The following is a 17,561-nucleotide window of genomic DNA, read 5'->3' on the forward strand; positions in this document are numbered from 1 at the left end:
ATTAGGCAATACCATTAATGCTTTTCGCTTGCCATGCTCAAGTAAACGATAGTCAGCATCATAAAGATGAATGCTTGCAACGTGATTACAAGAATGTGGAAAATAGCCCAAGGCACAGATAACGCCCATTGAATCCAGAACGGTAATAACGCGATTAAGATGAAGATTAACTCACCCGCATACATGTTACCGAACAGTCGTAGAGCCAACGAAACTGGTCGAGCAAGAAAAGTTACTAATTCCAAAATCAAGTTCACTGGAATCAATAACGCTTTTGCAACTGGGTTACTTGGGTTAAATGGGTTAAGTGCCAATTCACCGACGAAACCGCCGATCCCTTTTTCACGAATACTATAGAACAAGATCAGTGCAAATACAGACAATGACATACCAAGGGTAATGTTAGGATCTGTAGATGGAACAACCTTGAAATAAACGTGGTGAGGGTCCATACCAAACACGCTTGCGCCAATCTTTTGAGCTAGGAAAGGAATCCAGTCAACAGGAATCAAGTCCATTGCGTTCATGAGGAAAATCCACACGAAAATGGTCAATGATAAAGGAGCAATTAAACGCGATTTGCCGTGGAAAGTATCACGAACACTTGAGTCCACAAACTCGATAATCATTTCGATTGCAGATTGGAATTTAGTTGGAACGCCAGCATTTGCAGCTTTCGCAACTGTCCAAAATAACAAACAGAAAATAACACCAAGTCCGATAGACCAACCCATTGAATCCAAGTGAATTGCAGTGAACCCCATCGAATGAGCTTCTTCAGCAGTCTCAGCCAACTTCCATGTACCATCAGGCATTTTGCCATAGGTCATATTGGTCAAGTGATGCTTGATATACTCGGTCGAAGTAAGGGCATGTTCTTCAGCAGCCATAAATCACACCTGGTCAATGTCAATCATTAAAAAGAAGCGAAGCGAATTCTGCGAACTGCAATAATCTCACTCACACTTCCAAAAAATCTTAAATGTGTTTTAAACTCGTTTTTGTAGACGTGACACCCAAAATGGCGCGACCCACGACATCGTTTGAACGAGGATAAATCCACAAAACAACGCAACCGGTGACAGCGGTTTAACATTGCTCAAAATTAAAATAAAACCCACGATCACGATTGCAAACTTACCGAGCATCCCTCGATACATGTTCAGCATGACTTGTTTTGATGCTCTTGCGCCTGCCGTTCTAAACGACTGCCAAGCAAAATAACAATGTGCCAACCAACATACCAAAGCCCCAAGCGCAGCACTTAGAGCAGCAGTGGTGTCTTTCATCATCCATGCAAGCAAAGCTGCAACAGGAATCATACACGCTTGTAAGAAGACCAAAGCTTTTGCTAATCGTCGGTCAATCAAGCGACTAGTTTGGCTCATTTTTTATCCACTCACAACATAACTGCTTGACAAGTTTTATTGATGATCGTTTCGAATCGCAGGCATTATAGAGTTACACCCCTGAACATGCAATCTTTTCTCGACTTAAGTCTGTTTTTTTCGTTAGCATATTTTCTGACGATAGAGTCAACTCATTTTTATTTTTTTCATCATTTTTGAGTACTTAATACGCATTTATCGGTTTTTGAAGCCAATTTTTTCCATGCAGCAACAAAATTATCTTCACCACGCATACTTTCATCAACTGGTTGGAACACGACTGGATTTAGCTTTTGATATTGACCACTACTTGCTGATGTTTCAGCCAACAAGCACATTTGTGTTTTAGGGCGACTATCTTTTAAGAATTTAATTTGAGCTACTGTGGGTGCAATATGAGGATCATCAGTCAATGCTCCAGCAAATTTCAAATTGAGTGCTCTTTCTAAATATTGATAGGCATCATGATAAGACCAATAAGGTTTTGCTTTATTGGAACTTTCATATTGCTGTGAAACCTGCAGCATTTGTTGCGAAAACTCTTTTGCATTGGCCATGTATTTGGCTTTATTTTCTGGATATTGTTGTGAACGTAAAGTTGCAATAAAGAAAGCGATTCGCACTGCATTGTTTGGCTCTAACCACACATGGCTATCTACAGTGTTTGCTAATGCAGCACCGCGTAAACTACGTTGAGGCAAAATCGTTAAAATACCAGAATCTAAAAGTGCAATTGCTTTAGGGTTTTGATTAAGCAACTTATCTAAAGGTGCTTCATGTACTTTACCTAACCACAATACTAGCGAAGCATCTTGAATCGCCTTACGATGAGCGGGTGTGAGTTGCACATCATGCCCAGTTTGATCGCCAAGTAACAGAACAGGCTCTTCTATGCCTGCTGTAACCTCTTTAGCAATTAAATAAATCGGATGTGTTGAAACAACTAAACTTTGAGTCCATCCCCATGTACTTAACATTGAAAAGAAAACAAATACAATTAGGCGGGACATCACAACATTACTCAATTCAGCGAACTGTGTTATAATATAACAAAAGTTAAAAAACACCTATGTCTTTTTTAGATTTGTAGCACTCGCCTGCCGAGGTTCAACTTATATAGATAGTTATATTGAATTGCATGTTATGATAATGAGTCTATTGCAATATCATAAAGGCGATGAGCGAATGAAAAGCAATAGGTTCTACAAAAACAATGAGGTCTACTATGAGTTCTTGTTCACATGAACATGACAATGCTTTACATGGTGTTCACGGTCATCACGATATTAAGGCTCGCATTGCTGAAGCAGAAATTTTGTGTACTGCAGTTGGCGCTCGCTTAACACCTTTACGTAAAGAAGTGCTTGAACTCATTCTAAATGCTTCTGCTCCAATGGGCGCTTACGACTTATTGGCTAAAATAAAAGGTCAAACAGACCGTCCTGCTGCCCCACCTACAGTTTATAGAACTTTAGACTTCTTATTAGAAAAAGGTTTGATTCATCGACTGACCTCAATTAATGCCTATATTCCATGTTGCCACCCACGTGAAGGGCATCAAGCTGCTTTTCTGATTTGCACTGAATGTCATTCAGTGAAAGAGGCTTCAGCACAAGGATTAATTCAACAGCTCGATCAACTTGCTGCTTCTGACCAATTTGCTGCCCAACACAGCATTATTGAAATTTCTGGAAAATGTCATCAGTGCAACACTCGCCAATAAGCGCTCCACTTATTCAGTTGGAGAATATTTCTGTTCGACGCGACGAACGAGATATTTTAAGAAATATTGATTTTGCATTACAGGCAAAAGAAATTGTGACGCTAATTGGTCCAAATGGTGCAGGTAAATCAACTTTAATTAAAGTACTGCTTGGCATCATGGCACCCAATAAAGGCAAGGTGCACTTTTCCAAGAAATTAAAACTCGCTTACGTTCCACAGAAATTTAATCCGTCTGCCAGTCTTCCATTACGGGTTCAAGATTTACTGGATCTAGAAATTTGTGCCACTGATTTACGCGAAGAAATTATCCGAGATACGGGCATTCAAAAGTTACAAGCCTCTAAAGTACAACAACTCTCAGGTGGCGAACGACAACGGGTTTTATTGGCACGTGCACTACTCCGCCAACCCGATATTCTAGTGCTTGATGAACCCATGCAAGGTTTGGATATTCAATCCGAAGCTGAGCTTTACGACTATGTTAGAAGCCTACCTGAACGCTACGGTTGCGCGGTATTAATGGTTTCACATGATTTACAATGGGTGATGCAAGGTACACATCGCGTTGTTTGTCTGAACAAACACATTTGTTGTAGTGGTTTACCTGAAAGTATTCAGCAGCATCCCGAATACCAAGCGATTTTTGGTACGCAACGGATGTTCTATCAACATCATCACAATCATTGTGGACATAGTGATCATGCGGAACCCTGTTCCCATGATCCACGCCCGCATATTCACCCCGAACCGAAGGTCTAAGTAATGATGGAATGGTTACAACTACTATTACCTGCTTGGATTATGGGGTCGCTTTTGGTATTTCTGACAGCACCACTCGGCTGTCTGATGCTTTGGCGTAGAATGTCTTTTTTTGCTGACACCATGGCACATGGCACACTATTAGGCGTCGCTATTGCAGCCTTACTACATCTACCCTTTTGGTTAGGAGTCGCCTTTCTGGCTGCTTTACTGGTTGGTATTTTATGGGTACTGCATGACTCTCGCCTTCCTAATGATGCCCTACTCGCATTAAGTTCAGCGACATTACTGTGTTCTGGTTTGTTATTAATTCAGCATATTCCGAGTTTACGTCCCGAATTATTAAGCTACTTATTTGGCGATCTTCTTAGTATTGAATGGTCTGATTTACCCATGTTTGCGGTCGTGATTGTGGGTTCACTTATCGTTTTGTATCGCTCGTGGTCTGCACAAATTCAAATTGCAATTGATCCCGATATTGCAATGAGTGAAGGGGTGAAAGCCAATTGGCAACGCTTGATTTTCATGCTGTTATTGGCGCTATTTACGGTCCTTGCGCTCCGTGCTGTCGGCTCACTCCTTATGGGTGCATTACTGGTGATTCCTGCACTAAGCGCACGCTTGCTTGCACACTCACCGAAACAAATGGTGATTTGGGCATTTTTACTGGCTCAATTGGGTGTGACAGTTGGCTTATGGTCTAGTGCGGCATTAAATATTGCCACAGGTCTCAGTATCGTTTTATGTATGGCGCTTTGCTTCGCAGTTATTTTTGCAATACAAAAATTCTTACCGAATTTTAAAACCAATTAAATGTTTCCAATCTTAGCATCCAATACTTGGATGCTATGTCGACTATTATTTTAACGATCACCAATATCGCAAAAATCGTCAAAAAATAAGCTATTAAGCACTGCTCACATCGGGCAAAATCATATCTTTGTATCATTTAAAAATAACGAACTAAGGAGAGCTTCATGACTGCTCAATCCGTCATTCTTCCATTACCTTCTGATCATGCCCGTTTTATTGTTTTGCGTTTAAAAGATTTAAGCATCTCAGAACTCAAACAGCAGATTGAAGCTCTGCTCTCAACCCGTGATCGTCTTATTACCCAACACCCTAACGATCAAATTAAAACAGCGATTGCCTTTGGTCCTGAGCTTTGGTCAAAGCTTTATTCTCAGACACCTAAAGACTTTAAACAGCTCGACCCGCAACATGGGGCTTTTGACATGCCTGTGGTTCCCGCGGATGTATTTATACACATTGCGAGTGCTCGTGCTGATATCTGCTTTGCGATCAGTCAAGCTTTCTTCAATGGTATTCAAAGCAAAGTTGATGTTTTAGATGAGCGTGCTTGCTTCCGTTTCTTTGATGGTCGCGATATGACAGGCTTTATTGATGGTACAGAAAATCCTCAATTCCCAGATGACCGTGCTGAAGCTGCCCTCCTTGCAGAAACAGCAGGGGCTTTTGCAGATGGCAGCTTTATTTTCGCACAGCGCTATATTCATAATTTAGCAAAATGGCAACAACTCAAAGTCGATGCTCAAGAACATGTTTTTGGACGTACCAAACTTGAATCTATTGAACTTGATGATGACATCAAACCCCAAAATTCGCATGTCGCACGTACTGTGGTAGAAGATGAGGATGGCGAAGAAATGGAAATCTTGCGTCACAGTTTGCCTTATGGTGATGGTAAAGGTGAACAAGGTCTATTTTTTGTTGCCTATACCAATAATTTGAGCATTATTGATGCCATGTTAAAACGAATGTTTGGTACTACAGGTGACGGTATTCATGACCGTTTATTGCATTTCACTACTGCGATTGATGGGGCATATTATTTCGCACCAAGTGATGAATTACTCGAAGAAGTTATTGAATTATAAAATTTAAATTTGAAAAGAATAAAATTTCTTCAATATAATAAAAAAACTTTGCAGCATAAATAGCATCCAACTCGATCTAATATGCTGCAAAGAGAATTATTTAAATCATAATCAGTTTAAAGAAAAAATATGAACAATACGCAATATTCAGAAAATGAAAGATTTGAAAAGCTCATTCTCCTGCTACAAGAGAAAATCAAAAAAAATCCTAAAGCCTATCAATTAAAAGTATTTATGTTGGCTATTTTAGGAAATTTATATATAGGAATCATGATCTTATTCTTATTATCCCTCATTCCCTTATTACTGATGTCGATTCTATTTTTAAAAGCTTTTGCAATTAAACTCATTCTAATCGTTGGTTTTTTTATTTGGGTCATTTTACGATCTTTGTGGGTTAAGCAAATGCCACCTCAGGGTTATGCAATTACTGCTACAGATTCTCCTGAATTATTTGAGATTATTCATAAATTACAACAACAGCTCAATGCACCTGATTTTCATAAAGTGCTTATCGTAGAAGACTTAAATGCTGGCGTTGTACAAATTCCTCATTTTCTAGGTTTAGGCTCTTCTCAAAATTATTTATTGTTAGGGTTGCCATTACTTAAGTCCTTAACCGTAGCGCAATTTACTGCGGTTCTAGCTCATGAATTTGGTCATCTCGCGAAAAATCATGCACAATTTTCAAACTGGATTTATCGTCAACGTATTCGTTGGACGCAGTTAGTCGAGGTATTAGAACAGAATCAAAGCCGCGGAGACTTTTTATTTAGACCTTTTCTCAATCGCTTTGTCCCGTACTTTACGGCTTATTCTTTCCCTCTTGCACAGGCAAATGAATATGAAGCAGATGCCATCGCGGTTCAACTAACCTCTTCGCAATCTACAGCCGAGGCATTAACCACTGTGAGTATTATTAGCCAATATCTTGATGAAAAATATTGGACTGAAATTTATAAACATGCGGATGATATGCCACAACCAGTGATGACACCGTTCTTTAATCTCACCCATGCCCTGACACATGAATTAGAGAAAGAAAATACCGCAGCTTGGTTATCAGTGTCGATGCAACAAATGACAACGCATCTTGATACTCATCCATCATTACAAGATCGTTTAAAAGCAATCGGGGTAGTTCCTGAGTTTAAATATCCTTCTGCTGAACAACGTGCAGATCGCCTACTTGGCAGGCAACTCGAAAAAGTGACCGCTACTTTTGATCAAATGTGGCAGAGTAATATTTCTTCTTCGTGGCAAGAAAGATACCAGTTCATTCAAGGTGGCAAACAGCGCCTTATCGAACTTGATCAAAAACAACAGACTGATGATTTGAGTATTGATGAAGCATTTGAACGCGCTCAACTCACGCTATTTATTGCCAAACAAACAGAGCAAGCATGTCAACAATTGGCAGCACTTCATAAAAAAGCACCAGAACATGCTGAAATTTGTTTGGAATATGGCAGAGCATTATTAGAAAAAAATGATGACCAAGGTTGTGTCTACATGATTCGTGCCGCAGAACTCAATGAATTCATGATGACAACTTGCTATGAAAGACTACGTGATTTTTATTGGCAACAAGGACAACCAGATCAAGCACAACTTTATCACCACTTACTTGTAGAACGTCTTGAATTACAGAGTTTTGCACAACAAGAGCGAAATCAACTTCACTTAAACAATAAGTTCACTCCACATGATTTAAGCTCAATCGAGTTACAGCAGCTCACAGATGCGTTGAGCAAAATTAAGGATTTAAAGAAAGCATATTTCGTCAAAAAGAAAGTTGATTATTTGACACATCTACCCTGTTATGTCTTGGCATTTTCAACGACTCGTTGGTACCAACTGACCAATAAAAAGAGAATTGAGGATGTTTTACAACAAATTCAAAATGATATGCCATTAGAACAAGCCGTCTTAATTTTAAGTATTGAAGGTGATAATTATAAATTTGGTCGCAAAATGCCATGGATTAAAGGTTCTCGTATTCTTTAGTCTATAACACAAGAGAAGAGGTGTTGTAAGCACGGCATCTCTAATCAATAAACTCGAAAGATTTATAGGAATATGTTAATTCAGCTGCAATGACTCTCCCCTTAAGCCACTAAAATTTGCTATATTTGACGTTTTTCCGCGACATTTATTTCGGTAACTATGAATACGGCAATACAAGCAGCTCTTGATCATGCGGTGCAATCCCTTCAACAACAAGGGGTACTTCCTTCAGATTGGACAAACACGAGCCATTTAACCCGTACTAAAGACCGAAGTCACGGTGACTTTGCATCCAATATTGCCATGATCGGCTCTAAAGCTGCTGGTATGAAACCACGCGATCTAGCTGAAAAAATCTTAGCAGCACTGCCTGAAGTCGCTGACATTACAAAAGCAGAAATCGCAGGCCCTGGTTTTATTAACTTCTTTTTAAATGCAGACCAACGCTTCGCTGTACTTGATCAAATTCAAGCACAAAAAGACCAATATGGACGCAGCCAAGCCAATGCAGCTAAAAAAATCCAAGTCGAATTTGTTTCTGCAAACCCAACATCTAGTCTGCATGTGGGACATGGTCGTGGTGCAGCTTACGGCATGACTGTTGCCAACCTTTTAGAAGCAACAGGTGCACAAGTTGACCGTGAATACTATGTCAATGATGCAGGTCGCCAAATGGATATTTTGGCAACATCAACTTATTTACGTTATTTAGAATTGACTGGGCAAACGCTTGTTTTCCCTAAAAATGCCTATCAAGGCGACTATGTTAAAGAAATCGCACAAAGCATTATTGATAAAGATGGCAATGCACACGTTCGTCCAGTTGCTGACATTTACAACGATGTGCCTGAAGATGTTCAATATGCTGAAGAACTCGATGCTGAAGGCAATAAAGTTATTCTGTCTGGTGATAAAGAAAAACACATTGATGGCTTAATCGCCAATTCACAACAACAGTTAGGTGCGGGTTATCGCGTATTTCACCAAGCGGCTTTACATGCCATTTTGGATGATATCAAAGATGACCTTGCTGACTTTGGCGTGACTTTTGATGAATGGTTTAGCGAAGCTTCGCTAACCGAAAAAATTGATGAAGCACTTGCGACGCTTGATCAACGTGGCTTTCTCTATGAAAAAGATGGCAATATTTGGTTTAAATCAACTGAATTTGGCGATGAGAAAGACCGTGTGGTCAAACGTCGTAATGGCCAAACCACTTATTTTGCATCTGACATTGCTTACCATTTGAATAAACTACAACGTGGTTATACTGACCTGATTGATATTTGGGGTTCAGATCACCACGGTTATATTTCACGTGTAAAAGCTGCGATTGATGCAATGGGTTACGACTCTAAAAAACTGACTGTTCTTTTAGTTCAATTCGTGAGTTTATGGCGTGGTGGTGAGATGGTACAAATGTCATCTCGTTCAGGTCAATTCGTGACTTTACGTGATCTACGTAAAGAAGTCGGCAACGATGCGGCACGTTTCTACTACGTGATGCGTAAATCTGAACAACATATCGACTTTGATTTAGACCTTGCCGTTTCTCAAAGCAAAGACAATGCGGTGTACTACATTCAGTATGCCCATGCACGTGTAAACCGTATGGTAGATATTCGTGCACCTGAAAAGAATATTCCATTTGATCGCACTGCTCTACAAAATTACGATGCAAAATTGCTGACTTTAGAGGCAGAGTTTGAAATATTAGCTAAGCTCGCAGCTTATCCAGATATTTTAGTACGTGCAGCCAATGCGTATGAACCGCATCAAATCGGTAACTATCTGAAAGAATTAGCTGCGTTGTTCCATGGTTGGTATAACTTGGATAATGTAAAAATTCTAGATGAAGCAAATGTTCCTTTATCACAAGCGCGTTTATTACTTTCAATTAATGTACAGCAAGTTTTACGTAATGGCTTAGAGTTACTGGGTGTATCTGCTCCTGAAGCGATGTAATCAATACACACAGTTGCAATAAAAAGTTTGAATCTGAAATATTGTTGTTAACAACGCTATACAGATCTACTTTTAAACTTAGCCTATCATTGGTCGGCAATATCTTAAACAAAGCATTATTTTCAAACATAATGCTTTGTTTTTAACCAGATTCAAGTTACAAATAATCTAATAGGATCAAGAGGAATTTCAGGTGTTTGGAAAAACGCAACGTGGTGTATCTGAACGACCAAACAAGCCGAAAAAACCACTTATTCCAAAGTGGTTGGGAATGCTTGTCGCGATTCTTGCGATTCTATGTGTTGGTGTCATGCTCATGCTATGGCAACCATGGCAACCTGTTCCAGCAAAAAATCAGGTAACATCCGATCATTATCAAGAAGAAGATACCAACAAAGATTATCGTTTCTATGATTTGTTGCCACAACAACAAGTTACTCCAATCCCCGAACAAGCTGTACCTGAAACCAAACAACAAGGTAATGTCGTGATTATTGAATCACCAAAACCTGAAACTACGACAGAAGATCCAACAGCGATTACTTCGACTGAACCAGCAGTGCCAGCTCAAGCAAGCTATATTTTACAAGTACGTAGCTATCCTGATCCTGACAGTGCTGATGCACGTCGTGCAGAAATTATTCTGAATGGCTTATCTGCTGATGTCGTGAAAACTGTTGAAAATGGTCAAACATGGTATCGTGTGTTTTCTGGTCCTTATGATAGTCAAGATGCCGCTCTTGCTGCTCAGCAAACGCTACAACATAGTGGTATTGATTCAATCGTCATCAAGCGCTAAACCATATCTAATAAAAAAGGGGAACGATTGGTTCCCCTTTTTTATTTCCTTTCATGCTATGCACACTGAGAATGTAAACTTTTTTGCTCAGCGCGTTGAAATGCTGAACGTTGTTGCACACGCTGTACAAAAGCCTGAATATTGGGATATTTTCCATGTAAACGCTTTTGAATTGCAATCAATGGAAAAGCCATCTGAATATCTGCAAAAGAAAAATCTCCAGCAAAATAATCATGCTCACCTAAATATTGTTCAAGATATAGCATGTGTTCTTTGATGCGAGGACGAACAAATCCAGCTTTTACACCATCCGTTACTTTTTCAGCGATAGGTCGAATTACCCAAGGAACATGCTTGCTGACATTATTCATCACCAAAGTCATGACTAATAAAGGCATTAAAGAACCCTCAGCATAGTGCATCCAATAGGAATATTGCCGCTGGTCTTTTGCTTGTTGTGGTTTAAATTTTTGCTGCCCATCATACTGCTGTTGCAAATAATCCAAAATAACAGCAGATTCTACAATAACCTCTTTATCATCAACCAGAATTGGTGCTTTTCCTAAAGGATGAATTTGTTTAAGACTCTCAGGGGCTGCATAACTGGACGATCTTTGATAATACTCAACTTGATAATCCATACCAAGTTCTTCTAATGCCCACAATATACGGAACGAACGTGAACATTGTAGGTAGTGTAAGGTAATCATTTTTGTGCCTGCTTTTTTGCTGTGCAACTGCGATATGAATCCCTCTGACAGTTGCACTTAGAATTATGTTTTGCCCAAGCACAATAGCACTTTAGTCTTAAAGAATCACGGTCTCTATGTCTAAACTGCGTAACAAAGTTTTAGTAACTGGTGTTTTGCTACATACATTGAGAAGTTTTTCTTGTAAGTCTTGTGAAATAGGTTGTTTAAATATTACTCGACGTTCGATTCGTTCCTGTTGTTCACGATTGGTGTGAAAGTCCACCTCAACCGTAAATTCACCCAAATCAATTTCTTTATGCTGTGCATACATACGCAAGGTGATCATCGTACATGATGCCAAACTTGCAGTGAGGAAATCATAAGGTGCTGGTCCCGTGTCATGTCCACCAAAAGATTCGGGTTTATCGGTTAGAAATTGGTGTGTTCCACTCATTACTTCCCCTTTCCACGGTTCAGGTAAAGTTAGAACTTTTGCACTCGCTATTATACTCATTTCGATGCCCTCATTTGCTCAGGAAGTACAGGTGCTTCGAGACGCTTGCCTTGATAATCAGGAATTTCACCAAAACGGGCATCATGATTGATCCAGTCTTCTCGTGCTTGTTGCAAATCTTGCATCGTACGCCCAACAAAATTCCACCACAGCAAAATTGGTGATTCAAACGGTTCGCCACCGATGAGTAACACACGATGGCCTTGTGTCAGCTCAACCTCGATTTCGGTCAAGCCTGTTTCCAAGATCACCATATTGTCAGCATTTAACTCATGTCCATTAACACGAGCAACACCCTCTAATGCCATAAAAGCATATTCAAATTTTGGATTCAGCGGAATACGAGTTTTCGTATTGGCTTGCGCAGTGAGGTCTACACCAACTAAAGGCGTATGTACTTGAACAGGAGAGACCGTCTCTAGAAAATCCCCAACCAAAACGGTAAATTCAACTTGATCTTTGCTTACCATAGGCAATTCTGGATAGTGCTCAAACTTTGGCTCCATATTGCGCTTATCATCTGGGAGTGCAATCCAAAGTTGTGCCGCATGCATTTTAGTTTCAGTATCAGGTGCAACTTCAGTATGAGAAATTCCATGACCTGCCGTCATTAAATTCACTTGCTTTGGACGAATCAGTTGTTTTGAACCAAGACTATCGGTGTGCATCATGGTGCCTTCAATCATCCATGTAAATGTCTGCAAACCAATATGTGGATGCGGTCCTACATCCAAACCATCTCCAGCGGGGAAACTCACTGGCCCTGCATGATCCAGAAAACACCATGCCCCCACCAAACGTTTTTGGCGGCTAGGTAAGGCACGTTTAATGATTGTACCCTTGCCAATCTCAGCTGAGCGAATAGTGAACTCTTGAATAAATTGATTGATATAAGTTTCACAATCTTTTGAATCAGAAATATCGTAATCGTTATTATTACTCATGATATTACTCTCTTTTACCTATGCTATTGCAATGAGTTGTTTTATTGATCTTAACAATATCAACAGTATTCAATATAGTCTTTTGGTAATACGCAGAGTGCTATGCATGAGACAATCTGTATTGTTATTCAACAGCCTGATGTATCAATGTGGTGGCATTTCCACAATAAAGCTTGTTAAGCGTCGAACAATAGGCAAAAACATGAGAACGACAGGATAGGCAATCAACCATGAAAACAGCCATGTTGACAGCCACTTCGTTGCGAATCCATCTATTAGCCCAACATTCATTAGTAAGTTCACCAATGATAATGTTGCGCTCATCAGCCCTGATAATAATAATGGCATAATCCAAGCAGCATATTTTGCAGGTAATTTAGTAAAGAAAGTCTTCTTTGTTTGTTGCATGCCATTTGCCCCCATACTCATTCAGCCTGTTTCTTTACATGTTGCTTTAGATTCTTCATAAATTGACCGAACTGCGGCAAGAATTCTTCGAATAGTGGATGATCTTTATTTTCTAGCATCACTTCGCTGAAAAGTTTTAAACCCACCGCAAAAGCTTTCGTGGTTTGATCATCAAAAAATTCAGCGCTATTTAAACGTTCAACGATCTGAAAAATATCATCATGATTTCCAGTATAAAACTCTAAACGTTCGGTATAAGTCGAGGCTTGTCCTTTCGCATCTTTTAAATGTTGTACGGTGACATGGTATTGATGTTGTTTCATCATTTGCTCCAATCAATTTTTAATTAAGGATTTTCTTTGATTTCGATCTGCATCAAATCAATTTGAAATTGGGTAAATATGGTTTCTAAAGACTGTAAAAATCGTGCTTGTTTTGCTGTGGTTAAATCGGCACAGCGAATTTGTAGTAATTGATTTTTAGGAACTCGTGGAAGACTAAATTTCGTTTCAGCACGATGGAATTGATAACTCACCAACACCCCTACCAAAACGAGATCACTCACCACACGATATACGGTTGCCAAATTTAGCTGCTGTTTTTGCATATTCAAATTTTGGTAAATTTGCTTCACAGTAAGATCTTCCGACTGCTGCGCCAATAATGCCAAAACAGCCATACGTGGATGCGTTACTCTCAATCCAGCCTGTTTAATTTTCTGTTGTAGCACTAACATCTTTTGCTCCCAACTTATAAACGTCCAATCGCAATCGCGGCTTGATCAATCTTTTCAGCAATTTGATAAATTTGTTCTTGCTGTAGATCAGCAATATTGAGTTTTAATCGCAATGCTGTTTTTAGATTTTCCATTGCTCGATGGATCTCTATCAGTTGATCGTTGTTATGGATTTCACGTCTAATACGTAGTTTTTCCAATAAAGCTGTCAACATTTCTTGCTGATCTTTCAGGTACGTTTCGCCATATTCGGTGACTTGATATTGTTTACGCTCGGCATCGAGCAAAGAAATACAGTTCATTTCTTCCAAACTGGTGAGAGTTGGGTAAATTGTCCCTGCACTTGGTGTATAGCCATCACCAACAAGATCACTAATTTCTTTAATAATTTCATAACCATGTTTGGGATTTTGCTGAATCAAATGCAGCACTAACAATTTCATTCGCCCTGATTCAAATAAACGACCGCGACGACCTGAACGGTGATGCTCTCGATGATGTGTATCATGTTCATTTTCACGATGATCTGATTGATGTCTCATCTTTATTTTTCTCACACTGCTTAATTTACGATTAATAAGATATATCTTAATTATTCTTATAGCAAGTTAAGATATATCTTTAAATTTTATAATTTTGATATTTAATGATTTATTAATTTTTTATAGAGAAATTTTATAAAGTTAAGTAATAAAAAAGAGCGACTGAGCGCTCTTAAAAACTATCTTCATCAAACCGATCTTGATCTATTTTATAAATATAAAAACTTCGCTCAACTTGCACACCTAAACCGAACTCGATCATTAAAGAAGTTAGCTTTTCTCCATCAATTAATACAATTCCAGATTTTTTTGCAGATTCGACTGCTTCTTTGCTAAAACTTGAGGTCGTAATAAATACACCTTTCTTAGCAACCTGATCGGCTAATGCACCTTTGAACTGTTGTATATCTGGGCGACCAACGGTATTTTCCCAGCGCTTTGCTTGAATATAAATTTTGTCTAAACCCAAGCGATCTTCACTGATGATTCCATCAATACCACCATCACTTGTTTTACCTATTGCTTGTGCAGCATCTTGATGTGAACCCCCATAGCCCATAGCAACAAGCAAATCTACAACTAATCGTTCAAAGAATGAAGGGTGCTTTGCTTTTACAAGATTCAGCAAATCATCTTTCAAACTAGATAATAAAATTTCATTTATTCTTTGAAGTGACTCTCCTGGTGTTTCTAAATCAGATTTTTCTAAAGTAGAGGTGATTTGTTTATCGCCTTTAATATTTGGTGGCATTTTAAAATTACGAAAGCTCTCATATTGCATTAAAAAATCATTATCTATTTTATTTAATAACTCTAAATCTAACTTCTTAGCTTCCTTAGATAATTCACATAATCCCCAATCTGGTTGATGAATTAATCCTGCCTTCACTAAATATGTTTTTGCCCACCCAACACGATCATAAAAAACTGTTCTCTTACCACTAGGAATCATTTTAGTTAATTCTTCTGACGTTAAATTTGACTGTTCAGCCAATAATTTTCCAGCTTGACTAATTTGAATCGGTTGGCTTTGTTTTTTTAAAACCTTTAACAACGGTAACATCAATTCTTGATGGTTAGGCAAAGCCATACTCTTTCTCTTATAAATTTAATCTTTAAAAATTATAAATCAAAAAAAGAGCACCTAAGCGCTCTTTTTTAAAGGTAATTTTATCTTGATATAAGGATGGCTCTTAGCATAAAACCGGCAAACAGCTTTATTACTTGAAGTTCCAGTTTATTCCCACTCAATCGTTGCTGGTGGTTTAGATGACACATCGTAAACAACACGAGAAACATCTTTGATTTCGTTCATGATACGCGTTGAGATTTTATCAACTAAGTCATACGGTAAATGAGCGAAACGCGCTGTCATAAAGTCAACCGTTTCAACCGCACGAAGCGCAATCACCCATGCATAACGGCGACCATCACCGACAACACCCACCGATTTTACAGGTTGGAATACTGCAAATGCTTGCGCAGTTTTGTCGTACCAACCACTTGCACGAAGCTCTTGCATAAAGATGTCATCCGCAAGACGAAGAATATCCGCATATTCTTTTTTCACTTCACCCAAAATACGCACGCCTAAACCTGGACCTGGGAATGGGTGACGATAAAGCATTTCATGTGGTAAACCTAAAGTTGTACCTAGACGGCGTACTTCATCTTTAAACAAATCACGAATCGGCTCAACTAACTCAAATGCCAAATCATCAGGTAAACCACCCACGTTATGGTGTGATTTAATCACATGTGCTTTACCATTTTTGGTTGCAGCAGATTCGATCACGTCTGGGTAAATCGTACCTTGTGCAAGGAAATTTACGCCATCAAGTTTACGTGCTTCTTCAGCAAATACTTCGATGAATTCACGACCAATAATTTTACGTTTTTTCTCAGGATCAACTTCACCCGCTAACGCCGTTAAGAAACGCTGTTCAGCATCAGCACGAATCACACGGATACCCATGTTTTTCGCGAACATGTCCATCACTTGTTCACCTTCGTTTAAACGAAGTAAGCCATTGTCTACAAATACACATGTCAATTGATCGCCAATTGCTTTGTGAAGCAATGCAGCAACAACCGAAGAATCCACACCACCAGAAAGACCTAACAGAACTTTTTGATCGCCAATTTGCTCACGCAATTGTTCAACACGCAAGTCAATGATGTTTTCAGAATTCCAGAGATTACGGCATCCACAAATCCCATGCACAAAGTTCGATAATAACTCTGCGCCTTTCGCTGTATGGGTCACTTCAGGGTGGAATTGAACACCATAGAAACGACGTGCTTCATCACTTACTGCGGCAAATGGACAGCTTGGTGTGCTTGCAGTAACAGAGAAACCTTCTGGAATCACACTGACTTTATCGCCATGACTCATCCAAACATTAAGCTTGTCGTCACCATCATTCAGATCACCCAATAATTGATCACGTACCAACACATCAACAGCAGCATAACCAAATTCGTGAACTGTACCTGGTTCTACTTTACCACCAAGCTGTTCAGACATGGTTTGCAAGCCATAGCAAATACCCAATACTGGCACACCAAGTTCAAATACAACTTGTGGCGCACGTGGACTACCTTCTTCATGTACGCTCTCAGGACCACCTGACAAAATAATCCCGTTCGGATTAAACGCACGAATGTCTTCTTCAGACATATCGAAAGCATACATTTCAGAATAAACACCCGCTTCACGTACGCGACGTGCAATCAGCTGGCTATATTGAGAGCCGAAATCCAAAATAAGGATACGATCTTCAGTAATTTGAGTATTGGTCGTCATGGCTAAACATTAAAGGCAAATGAATTAAGCGCCATATTCTAACATTTTTCACGCTTTGGCGCACCGCAATTCATCATCTATCTTATTTTTTAGTACGTATGATCAATTGCGACTGATATTTAAACTAAAATTCCCCAAGCACGTGTTGGAAAAGAGAATTAAATCAACAATTCTTGCTGATTCCGATCAACAAAAAGCAAAAATTGGTGCTAAGATGATGAGTCGAAAATAGGCATTACCACGGAAAGGTATGCTGTCGGCATCATCGTTTCCTTTTTGTGCGACTGCACTATCCTTGGAAAGAGGAAAAATAAAAAGGTAACTAAAAGCCTAAAAGATATTGGCTCAGTCAATATTGTAAAATATTTCACTATCATC

The 17,561-nt window shown here is 39.2% G+C and carries 19 protein-coding genes; 7 read left to right on the plus strand and 12 right to left on the minus strand.

All coding sequences use genetic code 11. The features are described 5' to 3' along the window. Positions 1–14 precede the first annotated feature (14 nt). From atpB to AC0JIQ_RS15680, 3 genes are all read right to left on the minus strand, one after another. Positions 15–890 carry a F0F1 ATP synthase subunit A gene (gene atpB / locus AC0JIQ_RS15670; protein ID WP_004665210.1) on the minus strand — a complete coding sequence of 292 codons (876 nt, stop codon included), beginning with the start codon at positions 888–890 and terminating at the stop codon, positions 15–17. A 99-nt stretch (positions 891–989) separates the two neighbouring features. Continuing rightward, on the minus strand, positions 990–1,388 hold the full coding sequence (locus tag AC0JIQ_RS15675; RefSeq protein WP_004665211.1) for an ATP synthase subunit I: 399 nt from the start codon (positions 1,386–1,388) through the stop codon (positions 990–992). 170 nt (positions 1,389–1,558) lie between these two features. Continuing rightward, positions 1,559–2,398 (minus strand): metal ABC transporter substrate-binding protein, encoded by an 840-nt coding sequence (locus tag AC0JIQ_RS15680; protein ID WP_005155299.1) that lies wholly within the window; start codon positions 2,396–2,398, stop codon positions 1,559–1,561. Positions 2,399–2,613: 215 nt separating this feature from the next. On the opposite strand from AC0JIQ_RS15680, the gene AC0JIQ_RS15685 reads away from it, so the two are divergent. From AC0JIQ_RS15685 to AC0JIQ_RS15715, 7 genes are all read left to right on the plus strand, one after another. Beyond that, positions 2,614–3,111 carry a transcriptional repressor gene (locus AC0JIQ_RS15685; protein WP_474202169.1) on the plus strand — a complete coding sequence of 166 codons (498 nt, stop codon included), beginning with the start codon at positions 2,614–2,616 and terminating at the stop codon, positions 3,109–3,111. After that, positions 3,084–3,872 (plus strand): zinc ABC transporter ATP-binding protein ZnuC, encoded by a 789-nt coding sequence (gene znuC / locus AC0JIQ_RS15690; protein ID WP_474202170.1) that lies wholly within the window; start codon positions 3,084–3,086, stop codon positions 3,870–3,872. Before AC0JIQ_RS15685 ends, znuC begins: the two co-directional genes overlap by 28 nt. Before the next feature lie 3 nt (positions 3,873–3,875). Next, positions 3,876–4,685: a zinc ABC transporter permease subunit ZnuB gene (gene znuB / locus AC0JIQ_RS15695; RefSeq protein WP_474202171.1), complete on the plus strand. Its 810-nt coding sequence runs from the start codon at positions 3,876–3,878 to the stop codon at positions 4,683–4,685. Positions 4,686–4,849: 164 nt separating this feature from the next. Then, positions 4,850–5,770, plus strand: a complete 921-nt coding sequence (locus tag AC0JIQ_RS15700; protein WP_474202172.1) for a Dyp-type peroxidase — start codon at positions 4,850–4,852, stop codon at positions 5,768–5,770. Between the two features lie 129 nt (positions 5,771–5,899). After that, the gene (locus tag AC0JIQ_RS15705; protein WP_474202173.1) at positions 5,900–7,777 is read left to right on the plus strand and encodes a M48 family metalloprotease; all 1,878 of its coding nucleotides are present in this window, start codon (positions 5,900–5,902) and stop codon (positions 7,775–7,777) included. A 159-nt stretch (positions 7,778–7,936) separates the two neighbouring features. Continuing rightward, a complete protein-coding gene (gene argS, locus AC0JIQ_RS15710; protein WP_474202174.1) occupies positions 7,937–9,742 on the plus strand; it encodes an arginine--tRNA ligase in 1,806 nt (601 codons plus the stop codon). Between the two features lie 193 nt (positions 9,743–9,935). Beyond that, positions 9,936–10,541 (plus strand): SPOR domain-containing protein, encoded by a 606-nt coding sequence (locus tag AC0JIQ_RS15715; RefSeq protein ID WP_004756646.1) that lies wholly within the window; start codon positions 9,936–9,938, stop codon positions 10,539–10,541. Positions 10,542–10,597: 56 nt separating this feature from the next. Here AC0JIQ_RS15715 and AC0JIQ_RS15720 read toward each other — a convergent pair whose 3' ends face one another. The 9 genes from AC0JIQ_RS15720 to guaA all read right to left on the minus strand — a co-directional run bounded on the left by AC0JIQ_RS15720 (position 10,598) and on the right by guaA (position 17,183). Further along, positions 10,598–11,251: a glutathione S-transferase family protein gene (locus AC0JIQ_RS15720; protein WP_474202175.1), complete on the minus strand. Its 654-nt coding sequence runs from the start codon at positions 11,249–11,251 to the stop codon at positions 10,598–10,600. 97 nt (positions 11,252–11,348) lie between these two features. After that, positions 11,349–11,747, minus strand: coding sequence for an OsmC family protein (locus AC0JIQ_RS15725; protein WP_287690729.1), 399 nt, complete (start codon positions 11,745–11,747; stop codon positions 11,349–11,351). Continuing rightward, positions 11,744–12,691, minus strand: coding sequence for a pirin family protein (locus AC0JIQ_RS15730; protein WP_474202176.1), 948 nt, complete (start codon positions 12,689–12,691; stop codon positions 11,744–11,746). The genes AC0JIQ_RS15725 and AC0JIQ_RS15730 overlap by 4 nt, the downstream gene beginning before the upstream one ends. A gap of 144 nt (positions 12,692–12,835) precedes the next feature. Then, positions 12,836–13,114 carry a DUF2798 domain-containing protein gene (locus AC0JIQ_RS15735; RefSeq protein ID WP_474203283.1) on the minus strand — a complete coding sequence of 93 codons (279 nt, stop codon included), beginning with the start codon at positions 13,112–13,114 and terminating at the stop codon, positions 12,836–12,838. Positions 13,115–13,116: 2 nt separating this feature from the next. Further along, positions 13,117–13,422 carry a DUF3861 domain-containing protein gene (locus AC0JIQ_RS15740; RefSeq protein ID WP_004665235.1) on the minus strand — a complete coding sequence of 102 codons (306 nt, stop codon included), beginning with the start codon at positions 13,420–13,422 and terminating at the stop codon, positions 13,117–13,119. Between the two features lie 23 nt (positions 13,423–13,445). Next, positions 13,446–13,835, minus strand: a complete 390-nt coding sequence (locus AC0JIQ_RS15745; protein ID WP_474202177.1) for a Fur family transcriptional regulator — start codon at positions 13,833–13,835, stop codon at positions 13,446–13,448. A 14-nt stretch (positions 13,836–13,849) separates the two neighbouring features. Then, positions 13,850–14,377: a PadR family transcriptional regulator gene (locus AC0JIQ_RS15750; protein ID WP_474202178.1), complete on the minus strand. Its 528-nt coding sequence runs from the start codon at positions 14,375–14,377 to the stop codon at positions 13,850–13,852. A gap of 172 nt (positions 14,378–14,549) precedes the next feature. Then, positions 14,550–15,467, minus strand: coding sequence for a restriction endonuclease (locus AC0JIQ_RS15755; protein ID WP_474202179.1), 918 nt, complete (start codon positions 15,465–15,467; stop codon positions 14,550–14,552). Positions 15,468–15,614: 147 nt separating this feature from the next. Further along, positions 15,615–17,183, minus strand: a complete 1,569-nt coding sequence (gene guaA / locus AC0JIQ_RS15760) for a glutamine-hydrolyzing GMP synthase (RefSeq protein WP_004665243.1) — start codon at positions 17,181–17,183, stop codon at positions 15,615–15,617. Positions 17,184–17,561: the final 378 nt, after the last annotated feature.

The sequence above is a fragment of the Acinetobacter sp. FB genome (genome assembly GCF_056033405.1).

Bases quoted from the DNA above. Each gene is read 5' to 3' on its own strand.
- atpB (WP_004665210.1), bottom strand. From the start codon at position 890: ATGGCTGCTGAAGAACATGCCCTTACTTCGACCGAGTATATCAAGCAT.
- AC0JIQ_RS15675 (WP_004665211.1), bottom strand. From the start codon at position 1,388: ATGAGCCAAACTAGTCGCTTGATTGACCGACGATTAGCAAAAGCTTTG.
- AC0JIQ_RS15680 (WP_005155299.1), bottom strand. From the start codon at position 2,398: ATGTCCCGCCTAATTGTATTTGTTTTCTTTTCAATGTTAAGTACATGG.
- AC0JIQ_RS15685 (WP_474202169.1), top strand. From the start codon at position 2,614: ATGAGTTCTTGTTCACATGAACATGACAATGCTTTACATGGTGTTCAC.
- znuC (WP_474202170.1), top strand. From the start codon at position 3,084: ATGTCATCAGTGCAACACTCGCCAATAAGCGCTCCACTTATTCAGTTG.
- znuB (WP_474202171.1), top strand. From the start codon at position 3,876: ATGATGGAATGGTTACAACTACTATTACCTGCTTGGATTATGGGGTCG.
- AC0JIQ_RS15700 (WP_474202172.1), top strand. From the start codon at position 4,850: ATGACTGCTCAATCCGTCATTCTTCCATTACCTTCTGATCATGCCCGT.
- AC0JIQ_RS15705 (WP_474202173.1), top strand. From the start codon at position 5,900: ATGAACAATACGCAATATTCAGAAAATGAAAGATTTGAAAAGCTCATT.
- argS (WP_474202174.1), top strand. From the start codon at position 7,937: ATGAATACGGCAATACAAGCAGCTCTTGATCATGCGGTGCAATCCCTT.
- AC0JIQ_RS15720 (WP_474202175.1), bottom strand. From the start codon at position 11,251: ATGATTACCTTACACTACCTACAATGTTCACGTTCGTTCCGTATATTG.
- AC0JIQ_RS15725 (WP_287690729.1), bottom strand. From the start codon at position 11,747: ATGAGTATAATAGCGAGTGCAAAAGTTCTAACTTTACCTGAACCGTGG.
- AC0JIQ_RS15730 (WP_474202176.1), bottom strand. From the start codon at position 12,691: ATGAGTAATAATAACGATTACGATATTTCTGATTCAAAAGATTGTGAA.
- AC0JIQ_RS15735 (WP_474203283.1), bottom strand. From the start codon at position 13,114: ATGGGGGCAAATGGCATGCAACAAACAAAGAAGACTTTCTTTACTAAA.
- AC0JIQ_RS15740 (WP_004665235.1), bottom strand. From the start codon at position 13,422: ATGAAACAACATCAATACCATGTCACCGTACAACATTTAAAAGATGCG.
- AC0JIQ_RS15745 (WP_474202177.1), bottom strand. From the start codon at position 13,835: ATGTTAGTGCTACAACAGAAAATTAAACAGGCTGGATTGAGAGTAACG.
- AC0JIQ_RS15750 (WP_474202178.1), bottom strand. From the start codon at position 14,377: ATGAGACATCAATCAGATCATCGTGAAAATGAACATGATACACATCAT.
- AC0JIQ_RS15755 (WP_474202179.1), bottom strand. From the start codon at position 15,467: ATGGCTTTGCCTAACCATCAAGAATTGATGTTACCGTTGTTAAAGGTT.
- guaA (WP_004665243.1), bottom strand. From the start codon at position 17,183: ATGACGACCAATACTCAAATTACTGAAGATCGTATCCTTATTTTGGAT.